Annotated in this window: 8 protein-coding genes; 1 reads left to right on the plus strand and 7 read right to left on the minus strand. The window is 37.4% G+C overall.

Annotated features, from left to right (window positions below):
- Positions 1–46: 46 nt before the first annotated feature.
- From EV201_RS02900 to EV201_RS02930, 7 genes are all read right to left on the minus strand, one after another.
- Positions 47–1,294, minus strand: coding sequence for a TolC family protein (locus EV201_RS02900; protein ID WP_130305899.1), 1,248 nt, complete (start codon positions 1,292–1,294; stop codon positions 47–49).
- An 11-nt stretch (positions 1,295–1,305) separates the two neighbouring features.
- Positions 1,306–5,103 carry an efflux RND transporter permease subunit gene (locus EV201_RS02905; protein ID WP_130305900.1) on the minus strand — a complete coding sequence of 1,266 codons (3,798 nt, stop codon included), beginning with the start codon at positions 5,101–5,103 and terminating at the stop codon, positions 1,306–1,308.
- An 88-nt stretch (positions 5,104–5,191) separates the two neighbouring features.
- Positions 5,192–5,560 (minus strand): HYC_CC_PP family protein, encoded by a 369-nt coding sequence (locus EV201_RS02910; protein ID WP_130305901.1) that lies wholly within the window; start codon positions 5,558–5,560, stop codon positions 5,192–5,194.
- Positions 5,561–5,653: 93 nt separating this feature from the next.
- Positions 5,654–6,277, minus strand: a complete 624-nt coding sequence (locus EV201_RS02915) for a C25 family peptidase propeptide domain-containing protein (RefSeq protein ID WP_130305902.1) — start codon at positions 6,275–6,277, stop codon at positions 5,654–5,656.
- A gap of 196 nt (positions 6,278–6,473) precedes the next feature.
- On the minus strand, positions 6,474–14,762 hold the full coding sequence (locus tag EV201_RS02920; protein WP_130305903.1) for a C25 family cysteine peptidase: 8,289 nt from the start codon (positions 14,760–14,762) through the stop codon (positions 6,474–6,476).
- A 757-nt stretch (positions 14,763–15,519) separates the two neighbouring features.
- Positions 15,520–17,760, minus strand: coding sequence for a TonB-dependent receptor domain-containing protein (locus tag EV201_RS02925; RefSeq protein WP_130305904.1), 2,241 nt, complete (start codon positions 17,758–17,760; stop codon positions 15,520–15,522).
- A 165-nt stretch (positions 17,761–17,925) separates the two neighbouring features.
- Complete coding sequence (locus tag EV201_RS02930; RefSeq protein WP_130305905.1) at positions 17,926–18,291, minus strand: hypothetical protein; 366 nt, start codon at positions 18,289–18,291, stop codon at positions 17,926–17,928.
- Positions 18,292–18,558: 267 nt separating this feature from the next.
- Here EV201_RS02930 and EV201_RS02935 point away from each other — a divergent pair, with 267 nt between their 5' ends.
- Positions 18,559–19,782 (plus strand): hypothetical protein, encoded by a 1,224-nt coding sequence (locus EV201_RS02935; RefSeq protein ID WP_130305906.1) that lies wholly within the window; start codon positions 18,559–18,561, stop codon positions 19,780–19,782.
- Positions 19,783–19,789: the final 7 nt, after the last annotated feature.

Below are 19,789 nucleotides of genomic sequence, written 5' to 3' on the forward strand. Positions count from 1 at the left end.
TTTTATTAATCTATTACCACCCTTCGACTCCGCTCAGGGTTCGAAATTAGTTCCCCATTAAATAGGAAATAAATGAAATAGCAGCTTGCTTATCTGCTTTGGCTTTTTCTAACTCTAAGTTATATTTCAACACCCTGCGTTCCATTCTTAGGATTTCCTCGAAATTCTTATTTCCGCTTGCATAACTGGTTTCTAGTAGATGCAAGGCCTTTTGTGCCAATTCGAGTTGTGAATGAAACAGATCAATGCGACGATCACCATCACGATAATCTTTCCATCCCTTCTCAAAAAGAGTCTCAAGAAGATTACTTTTATTATCCAGTTCAAGTTCTTTCGCTTTTTCAAGATAAACCACCTCTTTAATCATCGCTTTATACTTATTTCGATAAAGAGGGATGGTTAAACCTATTTTGGGAAAAACAAAAGCATCGGTTCCCGCCAAATTCATATCCCCCTTACCTGTTACGATATAATCAAGACCAATATTGATATTAGGATTTCCAGATTTTTTAGCCACTTCTTTCCTAAAAGCTAAAGCTTGTTGCTGAAAGTTTAAACTTAAAAGCTGATGATTATTCCTTTGAATTGAATCCAGCAAGGCTTCCTTGCTTAATGGTAAATCTGTCTGCCATAGGTCATCAGGAATCAAAATTTGACTTTTACTTTGGGTATTCAATAAATTATTAAACATCACTTCAAAAGCAAACTGCTTATCCTTTAGCAGAGCCAATTGATTTTCCAGATCACCCATTTCAATCTCGATGCGATAACCATCCAAGGCAGATACCAAGCCTGCCTCTAATTTAATCTCAGCCATTTTTCTGAAAGACTGAAGAATATCAATATTCTCCAAACTGATGGCAATGGCTTTCTTATTAAAATAGAGATTGTAATAATTACTACGCACCTCATGAAAGAGCTTCGCTTTAGCTTCTTCAAAAGCCTCATATTTTCCCTTTGCAGCCTGAATGGCACTGTTCTCTTTCGCCTTTAGTGTTCCAAACCAGGGAAACATCTGAGAAACAGAAAACTTAAACTCCTGAGGCCCCTTTCTTGTTTCAATGGGTTTTATAAAATATGCAAATGCGACTTGAGGATCAGGCAAAGCCTTTACTTGTGGTGCGCGTTCCAGTGCAGCCATATAATCATTGAACTTCGCTTGAAGTCCGGGGTTATTTTCAGCAGCATTCTCTAAATAAGTCCCCAATTCAGTTTGCCCTAATCCAACAAATGGAATTGCCATCAGCAAGCATAAATAGAAACAGATCGATATATAATATTTTTGTGTATTCATAATCTCGCCATTTAATTAGAAACCTGATTTTTTACTCGCCTTTCCTGCCACATACTGTATAAGACAGGCACCACCAACATCGTTAACACCTCAATAGTCATCCCTCCAAATAAAGGGATCGCCATCGGGATCATAATATCCGAACCTTTTCCTGTTGAAGTTAGCACAGGTAAAAGTGCGATGATGGTTGTAGCCGTCGTCATAATGGCTGGACGTACTCTTTTTGAACCTGCTTCGATAATCAATTCCCGAACTTCCTTTACCGATTGTGCAGGATTCTTATCTTGCAATTGCTTGATATAAGTACTAATCAATACACCATCATCCGTAGCCACACCAAAGAGAGCTATAAAGCCGACCCAAACGGCTACACTCAGATTAATGGTATGCACCTGGAATAAGTCCCGAAAATTCATCCCTCCCAATGAAAAGTCTAAAAACCAAGTCTGACCATATAGCCAAAGCATAATAAAACCACCCGACAGTGCAACAAGAATACCTGTGAAAATCAGAGATGTTGATACAACAGATCGGAATTGAAAATAAAGAATCAAGAAAATAATGATTAGAGATACAGGTACCACAATCATCAAACGTTTGGTTGCTCTGATTTGATTTTCGTAATTTCCTGTAAAAACATAGGAGACCCCTGCAGGTAAAACAAGTTCACCATCATCAAGTTTTTTATTCAAATAAGCCTGAGCATTCTCAACCACATCAATCTCAGCAAACCCCTCTTTTTTGTCGAAAATCACATAACCGACTAAGAACGTATTCTCAGACTTGATCATCTGCGGACCACGTGTGTACTTTAGTGCGACCAGATCTCCCAAAGGGATCTGAACACCTGTTGGTGTTGGAATCAGAATCTTCTTTAAAGCTTCCGGATTATCACGATATTCACGTGCATATCTTAGTCTGACCGGGAAACGCTCACGCCCCTCAACGGTTGATGTCAGTTTCATGCCACCAATGGCTGAACTTATAACGGCTTGCAAACTTTTAATCGATAAACCATAACGGGCAATAGCATCCCGATTAATTTCCATCTCAAGATAAGGCTTTCCGACTACCCTATCGGCAAACACAGACATGCCATTCACACCTTCAACCTGCTTAAGCTGCTTTTCCAATTCAAAGCCTACTTTCTCAATACTTTCCAAGTCAGGACCAAAAACTTTAATTCCCATCGGAGCACGCATCCCGGTTTGCAACATCACCAATCGGGTTTGAATAGGCTGTAATTTAGGTGCTGAAGTCAAACCTGGAATACTTGATTGCTTGATGATTTCATCCCAAATATCATCAGGGGATTTGATTTCATCACGCCACTGACGAAAATATTCACCATTCTTATCAATAATCAAATCTTCCTGTGGTATCAAACGAAAACCATCTTCTTTCGGATTATAAACAGAACCATCCTTTAAAATAAAGGCTTCATCACGATTTACTTTAAAACGCATTTTGTGCCCATCCTCATTCAAAATATATTCTGATTTGTAATTAATTACATTCTCATACATAGAGGTCGGTGCTGGATCCAGTGCTGAATTCACACGCCCCCACTTACCAACTACCGATTCGACTTCAGGGATGTGATTCAGTTTTTTATCAAGCATACGAATCACCTCAAGGTTTTCCGCTATGCCCGAATGAGGCATGGTTGTCGGCATCAGTAGAAAAGAACCTTCATCCAAAGAAGGCATAAATTCTTTTCCAATACCAGGTAATTTTTCATTCAAGTTCTGATAAAAAGCGGTTTCTTTTACAAATTCAGGAGCGAAACCAAACATCTTATCAAAACCTTGCCAACTCGTTAGCCCGAATAAAATAATGATAATTGGCAGACTCAAGAACTTCCATTTGTTGTTTAAACACCAAGTTAAAATTCTTGGATAGAAATACACAAAGCCTGACATCAGTCCTAAAATCAATGCTACAATTAGAATAACAAACAGGAAATTGACAAACAGGCTGTATTGTGCCCCCATAGGCATCCAGGCCTTTGTTAGGAAGAATACAATGACCACAATTGTGATGGCACTATTGATAATATTAACCAAGAACATTCTGTGTTTTTTCCATCTATCAGCCATTAAACTGTTTAATCCATAAGCTGAAATCACAATGGCTATATAATACCCCGAAAAGATTGAAATAAGGAGTCCTGCAGCAATCAAGAAGATACTCCATATTTTTCTAAATTTATTTTTATCAATCCGGATAGAAAAAACCAGATGAGCCAGTGTCGGTATAATAATTAAACCAATCAGCAGGGCTGCCAGCATGGTGAAAGTCTTTGTGAAGGCAAGTGGTCTAAAGAGTTTTCCCTCGGCAGCTTGCATGGCAAATACCGGAAGAAAACTAACAATAGTCGTCGTAAGCGCCGTAATAACAGCACCTGCAACCTCTACTGTTGCCTCATACACCACGTTTAAGAGTTGCTTTCCCTTTGCTCCAATATTGTTTGGCATATCGATATGCCGAATAATGTTCTCGGTAAATACAATACCCACATCAACCATGACACCAATGGCAATGGCAATCCCCGAAAGGGCCACAATATTGGCATCCACACCAAACTGACGCATGGTGATAAAGGTGATTAAAACACCAATAGGTAATAGACTGGAAATCAGAAAGGAGGCCCGCAAATTAAGAACCAAAACAATCACAACCAGAATACTAATCAGGAGTTCGAGTGATATCGCTTCTTCAAGCGTACCAAGCGTTTCTTTAATCAGACCTGTCCGATCGTAGAATGGTACGATGGTTACTTTCGAAACGGTTCCATCCTCTAACGTTTTAGAGGGTAAGCCTGGTGTTATTTCTGCAATTTTAGCCTTTAAATTATCAATGGCCTCTAATGGATTTGCGCCATAACGTGCAACAACAACACCCCCTACAGCTTCAGATCCACCCTTATCGAGACCTCCACGTCGAGTGGCTGGTCCAAAGTTGATTTTAGCCACATCCTTCAATCGAATGGGCACATTATCACGCACCGTAACAACCGATTTCTCAAGATCTTCAAGGCTCTTAATATACCCCAAAGCTCTGATTAAATATTCAACGCGATTAAATTCCAGGGTGCGCGCCCCAACATCAAGATTACTATTTTTTACGGCAGACATGATTTGAGACACATTTACCCCATTCGCTCGCATGGCATGTGGATCAATGTCAATCTGATATTCCTTTACAAAACCGCCAATAGAAGCGACTTCCGCAACACCTTCAGCAGCAGTTAAAGCATACCGAACCTGAAAATCTTGTAAACTTCTCAATTCATGGGGATCCCATCCTCCAGCCGGATTGCCGTCTTTATCTCGTCCTTCGAGGGTATACCAATAGATTTGTCCCAAAGCTGTTGCATCAGGCCCTAAGGCCGGCGCCACCCCATCAGGCAAGGTTCCTGATTGAAGCGAATTTAATTTCTCTAAAATTCGTGTTCGACTCCAATAGAATTCGACCTGCTCATCGAAGATGATATATATACTGGATAATCCAAAAATAGAGTTACTTCTGATTGTTTTAACACCAGGGATTCCCAACAATGCAGTGGTTAATGGATAAGAAATTTGATCTTCGATATCCTGAGGCGAACGACCCGGCCACTCGGTATATACAATTTGTTGATTTTCTCCAATATCAGGAATGGCATCAACAGGCACAGGATTTTTGGGTAAAAAACCAGTATCCCATCCAAAGGGAGAATTAATAATTCCCCATGAAATGAAAATAGTAAGTACCAAAAATGTAACCAGTTTGTTCTCAAGGAAAAAACGGATGATTTTATTTAACATACTTGTCTTTTTATGAATTTTATAACATAATAATTTAAGCAAATCATGAGTGATAACTCAAAAAATGCATGAATTCATAATGTTTAAATCATAAACGATAGACTTGTAAATCAGAAAGAACCCTTTGAATTTTTAAAGGAGGCGGCTTACAATAAGCAATTTGCTCAACCTCTTCGGTGTTAATGGAATCCTGGAAGAGTTGAATCAGTGCCGGAAGGGCTATTGGATAGGCTGTAAAATCAACCGTAAAAGTACTAATTGAAAAATCATCTTCAATTTTCACTTTTATAATTTCATTGTGACAGGAATCACAAGCAGCTCCACAACAGGAAGCTGATGCCTGAAATAACTGAACCGATTTCAGTTCACCTCCACAATAATGTGCAGACACAGTCATCCCCACGGTGGTTACCAATACGAGTAGGGCTAAAATAATATGACTGAGCTTTTTCAACATTCTATTAAAATCTTTTGTTTAAAAATAGGACAAGAAAAATAAAATATGGGTTAATGATTTGTTAAATTATGAGATCGTAAAAAAAAACAAACATTACCTAAGATTAAGGCGATAGACAAGTTTTGAATAAACTCTAAGCTTCTTTGTCACAGGATTCAACTGCGCAGGACGAACTTGAACCCTCACATGTCTCTCCTCCCGTGCCACTTGGTTCGAAACAATTTCAACAAGCTTTTCAGGAAAAAAATGATTCTTCTTATAAATATTAGCATCCTTATAAAAAAGCGGCACCTTTGCACCATAGACATCTGAAATGGGTGCCGATGCCGGATAAATCGTGAAATTGTCATATTCGATATAATCGCTCCCCACAAGCTCCAAATACACTTTACTATCCTTGGGAACCTTCAACAAATCGTTGTGCATTGGTAATGCAGGTGCACCCTCCTGTCCCATTTTACCAAAACCTTTAATGTGTACAAAATAATAGCTCTCATCCTGATGTTCCTTCTTCACTAGCTTCGCTCCTGCAAAATTATAAATGACTTGCAGATAATCATCATCAAACTGAACTTGTTCACGAGTAGGCAGAACAAACACTTTCTCAGAACTTAAGTTTTTATTTTTAAAAGATAAATAATCTCCTGATATGCCTTGCGTCATTGAACAGGAAAAAAAAAATGGAAGTAATATATAGAACGATATTTTTTTTAGCATCTGGAGTAAATTTTAATTCAGTATGAAGTTATATAATTAAAGACATATCAACTCAGATATAAGGGTTGAATTCATATAACTTAAAACATTTTTTATTGAAGAAGTATTTATAAGATTTTTTTCATCAATAAAGATCTATATAAAAAAAGGAAGACGGCTATAATAGCAGCCTTCCTAATTAAAAAAAAACAATAAATTACTTAATAATTAATTTCTTAACTACATGCATATCTCCAATACGAATACGTACTAGATAAAGTCCAGGTACAGAAGAAACTGATATTACTTTTTCTTGTTCGAACATGCTGCCTTGATAAACAAGACGACCTGTAACATTACAAATTTCTATAATAGCCTCCGCTTGAGGACGCTCATTAAGATGAATTTTGAATGCACCTCGACAAGGGTTAGGATATAGAGAAACTGCTTGTACAGTAGCATCAATATCTTCAATACCTGTAACTAAAGCCTTCACGGTAATTATAACTGTCGTTTCTGACACATCAGTACCATTTGAAACTGTTAGTTGAATCTCAAAATCAGTATCAACATCAACCTCAGGTGCAATAAAACTAGCCTGTACCTGTGTATTATTTTCAATACTAATTCCATCTTCAGATGTCCATGAGTAAGTCAATGTTACGTTAGCATCAACATCACTAGAAGCACTTGCATCTAATGTTACAACATCACCCTCGTTGACTGTTTGCGCATCACCTGCGTTAGCAACTGGTGCATGGTTCACTGGAACAACATTCTTTACTGTAACAACGACTGTTGATGTTGATGTTAATTCACCATCACTAACCGTTAATTCAAATGTATAATCTTTATCAGCATTTACTGATGGTGCAGTGAAACTTGGTGCAGATGTATTTGCACCTGTAAGTACAACTCCATCTTCTGATGTCCATGCAAAAGTTAATTCTTGATTGTCAGCATCAGTGGAAGATTTACCATTCAATGTTACAACATCACCCTCGTTGACTGTTTGCGCATCACCTGCGTTAGCAACTGGTGCATGGTTCACTGGAACAACATTCTTTACTTTAACAACAACTGTTGATGTTGATGTTAATTCACCATCACTAACCGTTAATTCAAATGTATAATCTTTATCAGCATCTACTGATGGTGCAATGAAACTTGGTGCAGATGTATTTGCACCTGTAAGTACAACTCCATCTTCAGATGTCCATGCAAAAGTTAATTCTTGATTGTCAGCATCAGTGGAAGATTTACCATTCAATGTTACAACATCACCCTCGTTGACTGTTTGCGCATCACCTGCGTCAGCAACTGGAGTTTCATTCTCATTTTCTATTTGAATAAGAATAGTTTGAGTCGAAACACCATTTTTGGCATCTGTAGCAACTAATTCTATTGAATATTCAGCTTCTTTCTCAAAGTCAAATATTGCATTAGAATAAAGCTCGCTTCCTTCGATGGTAAATAATGCATTATCACTAGCTTCAGATAAGCTAAAGGAAATCTCATCACCTTCCTGATCGTTTGCACTGATACTTCCAACAAGTGTTTTAAAAACATTATTCTCTTTAATTGAAGTCGCAGAAAGAGCAATGTTCTCTGGAACATCATTTACATCTTTTACTGTTATGGTAAAAGTATCTTCCTCGAATAAACCAGCCTTATCCATCACTTTAGCAGTAATACTATACTCAGCTTTTTCTTCAAAATCAAGAACTCTAGTAGTGTAAAGTGTACCATCATCAATTCTGAAAGTACCTTCAGCATCATCTAACAACTCAAAAGTAACATCGTCACCCTTGTCTGGATCGTAAAATAATAACATTCCAACTTCTGAATCAGCTAGTTTGTTTTCATCAATCTCCAAAACTTCGCCATACATAGAAAAATATGGAGCCTCATTCACATCAACAGCTGTAAAAGTAAGCGTTTGATTAAAAGAGTGTCCACTTTCAACCTCAGTTACTTTAACGACTAGATCATAATTGTTGGAGCTATAGCTAGAAACATATATATAACCGTCCAGAATTACTTTATTACCTTCAAGAATAAGTTTGTCTTTTCTACAGGAAACTAACTCGTATGTGAAAGTGTTTGCATTTTCATCCTTATCTTCATCCTCTACACTCAAAAGAGCCACTAAATCACCTGAAGATAAATCATCTCCTATTTCCAGGCCATCAGAGATAAGCTTGGTTGGTAAATCATTGGCATCTGTCACAGTAATTTCAAATTTTTCAGATACAGATAACCCCCCTTTATCAGTAGATTTTAATTTTAAGCTATAAGAATCTTTAGCTTCGAAATTAGCATTTTCCAATAAGTAAAGTCCATCACCAAGAATTGAGAACATTGAATTATCCAATAAATCTCCATCTAAAGAGTAAGTGAATTTTTCTTCAGACAATAAATCCTCATCAATAGTAGAAATAGTAGCTACTCTAGTATCAACATTAGTATTTTCAACTACATTTAGAGCGTCTAGATTAATAGATGTAGGAACTTCGTTTACGTCTATAATATTAATGGTGTAGTTACGCGAATCAAGGCCTTCAACATCAAGCTTAATGTTCAACATTTTATCAGACTCAAAATCGAAAGAAGATTTTGCAAATAATTGCTTATCCTTAATGTAGAATAGATTATTATTTTCAACATCAGCCTTTAGTGAATAAACATATTCAGCAACATCAGTATCGGAGCTAAGAACTTGAATATCGGCAATAACAATATTATCACCTGCATTTTCGGCAAATTCATAGTTCGAAAGAATAATATCGAAATCTGTTTTAGTTTCAGTATCAAGATTAGCCGTAGCTAAAGACTCAATAGCAGATTCAGAAGCTTTATATCTAACTTGGAAATTATTGTCTCCATTCAAATAAATGGTCATAGCCGCATAGCAGTCTTTCCATTCTGTTGAATTGTATAAATATTCCATACTTGCGTCAGCACCTACAACGCTTGCTGGCTTACCTGAAGCATCTGAAATAGTAACAGCTGGCGCATCCGCTTTAGTCATAGCCGTAATAGTTGCTACTGGACTATCTAAAGAAGCAGTAAATGGTTTTGCTCGTTCAGCAGCAGAAATCGTATTCCAAACATTTGTTTTATATGCCCAAAAATAATTTTCTGCATTTATGTCAAGTCCTGCAAAAGAACAAGTCACATCAACAGGAACAAGCTTCATGATATCATCCCCATCAATCTTCCAATTGGCACTCAGTACTGCATCAGCTATTACACCTTCAGCTTGACTGTTATCAAAAGAGAAATACAAGGAAGCATCTTTCGAAGGTGCCTGTTTTAGACTTACATCCATAATAGAACCTAGAGATCCTTGACCAATAGGAAGAAAAAAGCTTTGATCTGCAACAGCAGCCGTAAATTGTTTTACAACTTTAGCATTGTTAAAGGTTTCAACATGCTTAGTTCCGCTTGCAAGCAATTGACAATCTTTTGCAAGTAACAAGTCACAAGCATCAAGAACTAAATTATTACTTAGTAGATTAAGATTACTTGCTATAGATATGTCATTCTTAACAAGAACATTTGCATCACCTTCACAAGACAAATCAAACAGGCTTGCATTAAGATCTAAAGTTTGATCTCCTACGGCATTTAACAACAAAGTACCATCAATCTGAACCAATGCTCCTTTACCTATAGCGTTTCCTTTGATGAAACTTGAAGTAGAACTAATATCCAAACTTGCTCCATCAACAATCTCTAATTCATTAATATTGAATGTAGATAATGCTGCACTTGTGTTCTTACACATCACTGTACCTGCAATAATATTTAGTTTGTCAGTTACAGTAAAGTTCTTTGCATTTTCCTGATCATCAGTAATCAAATACACCGTTTCACCTGGAGTATTTACCGATAAGTTTTTAAATTGCATATCGGCATTAGATGCAGAAGCAGAAATAGTATGCGCAGGATTACCTGCTAAAATATTTACCTGTCCTTGAACGCGATCTGCCCATCCAGTAACACTCATTGCAAGATCTCCACTCACATTCATTACAAAGCCTTCGGCCATGGCACCCGTTACACCAGAACTTGAGAACTTAGCATCTCCAGTAGTGATTACACCAGCATTTAAATGAATGGTTCCCCTTGCCCAAGCGCTGGATGCTTCACGCCCCCAATAGCTCATGCTTAAGTTACCGCCATTAATATCAACCTGACTGCTTGCAAGCGTATTGAAAGCTCCAGTCACAGCAATATCTCCACCGTTAATAATAACAGTTCCTGCAATATCAATATTTTCATCAACATTAAATGTAACGCCATCTTCTATTGTAAAGCAAGCATCAGCATCTACTGTTACCGATTTAACATGAGATTCGCTACTCAGTACAGGGTAATTTGAATCCCCAGCTTGAATCATAACAGCTGTCGTTTCAGAAGGAAGCTTCCCTTCGTCCCAGTTACCTGCATCCTCCCAGACAGTGGAATTCTTACCTGTCCACAAACCAGGAACAACTGCATTTGCATCAACATTTACAGTATAGTCTTCAGCAGTACAATACTTCGCACTTCCCCACGACTTTGGCAAGGTTTTTCCATATACATAAACCAAGCGCAAAGTAGTCTCACCCATCATTGCATCAGCAGGAACAACAAAACTTTTCGACAAAGAACCAGCATTCGTATAAGAACCAAAATCTACAACTTCAGTTTCGCTATCGAACCAACCGTCATGATTCCAGTCAATCCATCCAGCTAAATAGTACTCGTAGTTTCCTCCTGGATCGAAAGACACTGTCGCCTTATAAGACTGATTCGGTTTTAGATCAGTTGAAATATTTGTGAAATCGTTATATCCAGCGTTTGGACGCTCAGCAGTGTTATTTATGGTATTTAAATGGAAAGCCAAAATACATTTCTCAGGACTGGAGATATTGTAAGGCAGATATTCTCCAAATGGAAGTGTATTTGCATCAAACACGGGCACATCACCTTCTGTGTAATAATCGATAGCATCGCCCTCATTCGTATAAGGATAAATTTTATAGAAATAATGCGTGTCATAATCAAGCTCTGTTGCTACAGCAAACTCTTCAGCAGGATCGACATACATACAATTCTCACTTTCAACTAAACCATCAACAGGCGCTACAACATTAGCAGCATCGTCTTTTGCCCATTTAATCATATAGCCCCAAGGCTTTATAGTACTTTTGGAATCCAACCATGACATGGCCTGCCAGGTACTTAGTGATAACTCTTTCGCAAAAAGAGTAACATGTGCATCTGGTTCTCCAAAAAATGTTTCAAAGCTAAGTTCCTCACCATAAGAAATACCAAATTCATTAATAATATAAGCTCTATATGAATAGGCTGTTCCCTTTTCCAGATCTTTTGCTTCTATAACAAACTCTGCGGTCGAACTATTGTCTACTAGCTTTATGTCTGCTACTGTAGGTAGAGTGTGTTTCGAAAGAACAATTCCTCTTTCTGTAACAGCGCCTTTTCCGTCAGAGATAAATTTAGCTTTCAATTTCGCAAAATCGAATCCGCGTTCTGTAAATTCTAAGGTTTTAATTGTTGCTAGACCAGGCTTTATCAAAACTGAATAATCCTCAGTCTGTCCATTTTCAGAAGCATAACATGCATCAGTTATATCATTACCTGTATAATCAGAAATCACACGTAAGCGCAACATTTTATTTAACTCCGCATCATATGGCACAGTTAGATCAAACTGATTCTCACCTTTGAGATCTTCAAGTTCAATTAACTCCTCACTTACATCAAGAGTGCCATCACCATTTTTATCCAAATATACTTTTACTCGTTCAGGATTAGTTCCACCAACGGTAACTTTAGCCTTATATGTCTTACCAGGAATCAAAGTCGTATAATGAACTCCAGAGAAATCTTTATAACCACCATCTTGAACAGCAGCACCAGAACTTGAGTTTATCGTATTTAAGGCAAATGCTTTGATACCAATACCGTAGTTATTATTTAAATCTGTAGTTTGACCAAAACAAGAAGCCTCTGGTGTACCTGCATACACATTAATTGCTTTATCTTCTACAAATTCCGAATTTCCATTCTCATTTGTCGCAGTCAATTTCACATCATAATCTCCCTTAGTTAAATATTTAACAACTGGGTTTTGAGATGTCTCACTTGTTTCATCCTCAAATTCAATATCTGTTGTACCAAAATCCCACAACCATGAAGTAGGTGAATAAGTAGAAAGATCGGTAAATTTAACCGCTTGGTTGTTATCACCTAAAACGATCATTGATTTTGATGCTGAAAAGCTGGCTTCAGGAGAGCTGGAGCAACCTGTTACAACGTATTCCTTAAACACTGGGCGATGATTGGGAGCACTTACAGTAACAACAAGCTTGTCTATATTATCAACAGCTGCAAACTTAATTTCAGCTTTACCAGCTACAACATTAGCCTTAGCTAATAGTTTGTCAGCTTGTACCACAGTAACTATAGCATCAGGATTGCTAATGTTAGACACTGTAAGCGAAGTCGCACCACACTCAACACTTGATGGTAAATCAGCAGTAAGAACCTGAGGAGCTTGCGTCCACATTTTCATCGCAGGATCACCAAAAAGATGAAATAGGCGATAGGTATACAATCGGTTCGCCTCACCTGGCGCCCAGGTTTGATCCATACGCATCAGTCCCATATTTAAGACGTCACCCAGCGAAGTTACCGAATTTTCAAATCCTGATGGACCCGGATTTTCAATACCTGCTCCATTACCAAAAGATGGATTAATACCAGGATTAGGCCAAATAGCTTCTACCATCCCAAGTGACAAACCATCATTAGGTCCTGATAAAGAATAATATGCAGCTCCAAAAACAGCAACAGCACCACCACCTTTTTGTCTTAAGAATTTTTCTGCAAAACATTCAGGCAATTGATATTCACCTGTATGGCAGTTAATAGAAAATACTACAGGTAGCTTATTACCATTTTTAAGATCCCCAATATGATCTGATAAGAACTCAGGATGAGCCCAACCAGTACCACCAGCATAACCATGATCTCTATGGAAAAGATAGAAACGACCATCATTTATGGCTGTAGCTATATCGTCAGCTCCTCCATCCCAGGCGAAACCATTCTCCCGCAAGAGCTCATCAGGCAGAGCCTCACCATTTGAGAAATAACCATTATCAAAATGAGTCGGATTATTAGCTGCGTCAGTATAATAGATTCGTTCTACATCATAACCTTGTTCGGTAATGTAATCACGAATATCTTCACTTGTGTGGCAGAAACGACGGGCAGCAAAACCATCTGGAGCTTCTCCATCGTATACATCCTGAAATTGAGCACAATTCAACCCTTTTTGGTAAAAGTTTGCATCAACAACAGGATTTTTCTCATAATTTATGATTTTATCAATAGTAACTTCAGACTGTTCAACTGTAGCAACAGAAATGCGTCCACGAGCAATATCCGGCGTATAATCATCTGCACCATCCATACATGAATAGTATAGGTCTGATGCATATATTTCACCTTTTGATGTTTGGAAATTCATTCCAGGAACCTGCTCATTATCACCAATGATCACAAAATAACTTGGTTTAGGAACCCATGTATTATACCTCGTATGAATAGCCTCCTTAACCTCATCAGTTGTCCATGAATCTTTAGATACAATTTCTACTTTATAACCAAGACTAGCTTTCCATGATGCTAATTTTTTAGCCGCATGATCAAACATAGAATGAGTAATGATGATATAATCTTTAGAAGCATCGTCCCCTTCTGAATCCATCTTTAGGTTTCTCGTTTCCTTTTGAACAGCCTCTGGGTTAAGAACCATTCTTTTAAGAATATTCAAATCATCTGTCGTGGTATTCACTCGCGTTTTATCGATTCCCGTATGAATTTGGTAAACCATTTTTGAATAAACTCGCAAGGTCTTGGTCACTGGGTTAAACTGAACCGGACAAACCTGTACTCGAAGCATTCGAGCATCCTTCATTATTTGATCAGAAATGATATTAACCACATTATTAGGAAAAAAAGCATCCTTTTCGTACACTGAAGCATCCTTTTCAAATTTTGGTGCAGGAGCACCCTGTGTATCCATTGGCAATTCCAATGCTGGATAAACATTATATCCAGAATAGTCGATATATTCAGAATCAACAAGTTCAACTGAAGGACGAATATTCTTTGATACAGCAATCATATCGTTACGCATTGGTAATGCAGGAGCTCCGACCTGCCCTAGTTTTCCAAATTGTTCAATATGTAAAAAATTATACATTTCCCCTTTTTCGGCTTTTTCTGCAAGCATAGCGCCCGGAAATGTATATGAAACTTGCAAATACCCAGCACGCATTGATTCCAATGTTCGACTGGGTTTAATGGATTGTAGAGCATCAACTGAGCGTTGATTACTTTTGGTAAAAGGCAGAAATTGATTCTGACCAAAAGTAGAGCTACAAAAGATCATAAATAAGATCCATAAATAGTAATGTTTCTTCATGTAGTTATTTAATTTAATTAGTTAGTCGAGCCAATGGATAATTGAAATCAACACAAACTCCACTAGCGAACATAAAAAAACGAAATAGATAACACTAAAAAAACATATTAAAAAACATAAAAACAACAAATACAAAAATTAACAAAACATAATACACCGTGTATTACTGAGTGCAGGCAACCAAAAACCAAGCATGCAGCAGTCTTTAACACTCTATCAGACTCAAACTCATAATTCAATCAAAACAGGCTCTAAGTAATGTGGAATCATTAAAAACTACACTCACTGAATACAATGCAAATCCTAAACATTGATCTTCAACCCAATACACTCAAGATCAGACAAACAAGCAAAATAATTGTAATTTACAAACAAAATAAATAAAACATAAGCTAGGAAAATACAATAACAACAACAGCGCATCACAACTACATAATTCACAAAACAATACAACCAATAAAGATAAACAGATTAACAATTTCAATTAATTATGCGCAAATAGCATTGTAGGTTTATAATCTATCGAAAGGTCTAGTGTTATTCTCATTAAAACTTTCTCTTAAACCTAGGTAGCTATAATTAATTAAATGAATAGAGATCTGTTATTCGATTTTCAGAACAAGAGTGTTTCCTTACACATAAAACACAAGCCAAACTAAATGGGCACACATCTAATTAACATCCCATCCTTTGTTGAAAGTGTAAAATACCGAGAAGCTATTACTTAGCTATCTCAGTATTTATTTTATCACAATATTTACAATAAATCAATTGAAAATGTCAAGTATAAGCTTCTTCCAGGAGTATAAATAGGCTCCTGGCTCCCTTTTACTAATCGATTTAAATGTTCGTAATAGGCCTCGTCAAAAATATTGCGGACACCAGCTCTCAATTGAATATGATCATTGAACTGATAGGAGCTTTTAAAATCTAAAAGGCTAAAGGCAGGTGTTTCCGTTTCACCATAATCTGATGATATCCGGTTTTGCTTGATCACATGTCTCATCAAGAATTCTGCATTAAACTTATCCTTTAGAAAATTTCCGCCCAACTGATAGCGCAAATCAAGAGGTGGAATCTCCGGCAATGCCTGGTTTCTATCCTTATTCTTACCATAGGTATAGGCCACATTAACCTGATGATATACGTAAGAATTAATATTTTGATTCCACGACAATTCAAAACCTCTCATAATCGCCTTATCGATGTTGACGTATTGCTTTACCCCCGGAGCCGTAGCCATCATGGGTGTTAAATCCGGCCTTATCTCTGAACTGATATAGTCGCTCAAATACGAACTAAACAGGTTAATCCCCAGTTCAAACTTTTTCTTCTTCCAGCTAAAATTATAATCAAGCTGATAATTTACTTCTGGTTGAAGTCGGGTATTTCCAATTCTTTCATAGGGATCACGATCAACAGCAAGGTAATTGATGAAGCGCTCGGTTAAACTCCCACTTCGTTCGGCACGTCCAATCCACAGTCCCATTCTCACTTCCTTTGACAAATCGTAAATGGCTCCCAAACTTAAAGACAGATTAATATTATCCGATGGATCGTCTTTATTCGTATCAACAAATTTTGTCGCCTTATCCCGGCTTTCTGCCTGGTTAAATTCCAGACGTGAAGACGCAACAAAATAAACCTCATTCAACGAAAAATGTGACTCTCCAAATACCCCCAGCTTTTGCACCCGACTATCCTGCCAAATGTTATCTACAAGCGTTTCACCCGCCATAGGTCCCATTAACATTGCACGGGAGCGATTTCCTTCAGCTTCTTCCGATTTAAAATCCAAACCAGCAAACAAAGAGCTCGTCTTAAATTCAAAACTAGCTTCGGTACGTGCTCCGTAATTTCGGGTGTTAGCACCGGTAGTGGCATTGAGCTTACGAGGATTCAATTCTTTCGTCAAATTGTCCATCGTATGATCGACGAAAGAACCATAAAATGAGGTCGAAAGTGAAGTGCAATGCGAATCTTGGAAATTGATTTTGTGTTGTATATTCAGCAACCAGGTATCATCTTCACGTAAATCCATATTGAGTGCAGGAAAATCGACATTCTCAGCATAGTTGTTGTTCGCAGCAACTTTCAGACTTTGTTGATCAGACAGTTTGAAAACTGAACTCAAGCCCAGATTACGTCGCTTAAAACCGGATGGCACCTTATTCCCTTTTCCGTCTTCATAATCGTTTCCTTGATTATAGGCTCCCAACAGGGCAATATTATAGACTTTTCCCTTTAAGCCGACCAGAGCTTCTGTTCTGAAAATATCACCATTCGTTTCGTAACCGGCACTTGATCGTCCAAATACTTGTGCCTTATCTGTAAAAGCTGCAGGTAACGATTTAAAGTGAATACTTCCACCAAAGGCACTCCCAAAACGAAGCGAATGGGGGCCTCTAATAATTTCAACCTGATCAACCATTGCCATTGGAATCTGACTTGTCGGTGGATCCATACGGTTGGGACAAGCAGCTGTAGCACTTAAACCATTATCCATAACGATATTGAGCTGATCATATTTGAATCCTCTCATTACAGGATCGAATCCATAGCTGCCACTCTTACGAATACCTCCAACAAAAGCATTTTGACTTAAAAATTCCCCTGCATCATGTGAAAGCTTATCGCTATTGTTTACCGAAAGTGTTCGCTTCTCAGTCTTCGATGGATTGCGTGCAATAATCGTGGCCGGCATTAATGTAACGTAAGATTCGCTTAAATTAAGCACCCCCAACCTAATTGCTTCAGCAACACTGGAATTATTAATTTCAATTTTGCCATAATTGACGTGTGAGATCAGGAGGTTTGCCTCAAAGTCTGGCTGTATCCTGATTAAACCATCTTCGTCAGACACACCTGACTGAGCTCCATAAATGTAATGAGCATCTGTAATAACCATGCCCGTCGTCTTATCCTGAAGTCTTATTGATTTTTGGGCATACGTTTGTAAACCTATCAAAAGCAGGCATACAATAAAAAAGTTTTTCATTCTTGATCAATTTCATCCAATACAAATCCTGAATATGAAGCGAGCTGACGCGTAGAGACAGCAATCCTAATGCCCATAAGATTTGAACTGAAAAATGTTATCAAATAAAAGATTGATTTGGTTCGAGATAAATTTGAATGCATATCTCTGAATAAAATGTAGAATTTAAATTCGGGGAGGATGAAAAATATCGTAATAATAGGCAGATGGTAAAATCAATTTTAAGACTGAATACCCATCAACCAATAGATTCAAGTTTGGTTTCTGAATTTCGACAGAAATATATTCGACAAAGAGTTCAAGAGCTTTTTTAGTCTCCAACTTGTCATCTGACGACTTGTCCTCTTCACTTTGTGCAAGCTGCTTTTTCAGATGACAACAACCATTACAATTCAATTCAGGCTTATCCTTATTGGTACAAATCGAAGCAAAATAGTCCTGATTCAACTTAAAATTTAAGCCAATCAAAACCTGCTCAAAACTTTGTGCCGAGAATAGGATTAATAAGAGATATATAATGAACTGTTTCAATGACGTAATTCGATGTTTTAAAGACTAAATGTACGAGACTTTCCTTTGAACAAAAAGATAAATTAGACATATTCTAATCGAGTTATTCTTTAGGTATATTGATAAACTCTATATGAGCTTGGATTGATGAATTTAGGTCGATTCAATTCAATCATTGGAAATGATCAGTTCAACTTGTAAATTGACTGCTACAACGATATTAGTTTTAAAATTCATTATTTTTCACTTTTTTGTATGTGCTAAATCACAAAAAAAAATAAACCCAAAATGACATTTCATTCAGACCTACGCAAAAATATCCAATCTCAATTTATAGCTAAATGGAACGAATGTCCTGATCAGTTTCCAGAATCGAAAAGGCAGTTCAACTACCTTGAAAAACGAATTTGGGAAATCAAATTCAACCATTTTCTTCGCCTCATCAAAAAGGAAATTAGAACTGAAAATCCGAATAAAAGCAAAATATTAGAGCAGTCTAAATGTTTTTTTGAGGAGAATTTAGCCTATCCCCAAGATCAGATGCAACTCATTTTTTCGGAGGAAATGCTCGACGCGACCAAAGATTTTATTCGAAAAGCCTGGGCTTTTGATTACGAATTGAGCTTCGGGGATATTTTTCAGGCTCTTCGCAATCTTTGGATCATGCTTGGCTTGCAATCTTTCTTTGGCAAAGAGATCCAAACCACTCCCTCGCTCATGGCTTATAGTTTGCTGTATCCATACACCGACAATTTGATCGACAGTGCAACGATTAATCAAAATGAGAAACTGGATTTTTGCACTCGCTTTGCGCTTCGATTAACTGGCGAACAGGTTGCAGCTAAATCACAAATTGAGAGTCGGATTTTCGATTTAGTGAGTCTGATAGAAAGTGAATTTGAAAGACAAACCTACCCCGAAGTTTATGAAAGCTTACTGGCTATACATCATGCTCAAACCGATAGCCTTAAATTAGTCAAGCCAAAATCGGAACTTTCTGATGCGGAAACCTTTCTGATAGCAATAGAAAAAGGGGCAACTTCGGTAATTGCTGATGGTTACCTGGTTTTAGGAAATTTGAATCAAAAAGAATATCATTTTCTCTATGAATATGGGGCATATCTTCAGATACTCGATGATTTGCAAGATGCCCGGGACGATTTCAAGGAAGGGATCATGACCCATTTTTCTAAGAATCTGCAACACGCCAAACTGGATCAATTGCTTTGCAAAACGTATTATTTGGGTAAATCCTTCTATCAGGATATTAAGGATTGGTATCCTAATGAACTTTCTTTTCAGGGCTTGATTCAACGCAGTTTTGGTTTTCTAATTTTAGCCTCTGTTTTTCAAAATCAAGATGATTTTAGCGATCATTTTATTCAAACTGCCGAAAGACATGCCCCATTTCGATTCTCCTTTATTCAATCGAAACAAACTGAAATGGAACCCTTTCGTCAGCATCTAATCAAAATGGCCGAAGCCTATAAGACCAAAGAATTTGTTGTCTAAACCTCAA

Origin of the sequence: Ancylomarina subtilis, assembly GCF_004217115.1 — a bacterium.
GTDB classification, from domain to species: domain Bacteria; phylum Bacteroidota; class Bacteroidia; order Bacteroidales; family Marinifilaceae; genus Ancylomarina; species Ancylomarina subtilis.

Coding starts and splice junctions, on each gene's coding strand:
- EV201_RS02900 (WP_130305899.1), bottom strand. CDS start 1,294: ATGAATACACAAAAATATTATATATCGATCTGTTTCTATTTATGCTTG.
- EV201_RS02905 (WP_130305900.1), bottom strand. CDS start 5,103: ATGTTAAATAAAATCATCCGTTTTTTCCTTGAGAACAAACTGGTTACA.
- EV201_RS02910 (WP_130305901.1), bottom strand. CDS start 5,560: ATGTTGAAAAAGCTCAGTCATATTATTTTAGCCCTACTCGTATTGGTA.
- EV201_RS02915 (WP_130305902.1), bottom strand. CDS start 6,277: ATGCTAAAAAAAATATCGTTCTATATATTACTTCCATTTTTTTTTTCC.
- EV201_RS02920 (WP_130305903.1), bottom strand. CDS start 14,762: ATGAAGAAACATTACTATTTATGGATCTTATTTATGATCTTTTGTAGC.
- EV201_RS02925 (WP_130305904.1), bottom strand. CDS start 17,760: ATGAAAAACTTTTTTATTGTATGCCTGCTTTTGATAGGTTTACAAACG.
- EV201_RS02935 (WP_130305906.1), top strand. CDS start 18,559: ATGACATTTCATTCAGACCTACGCAAAAATATCCAATCTCAATTTATA.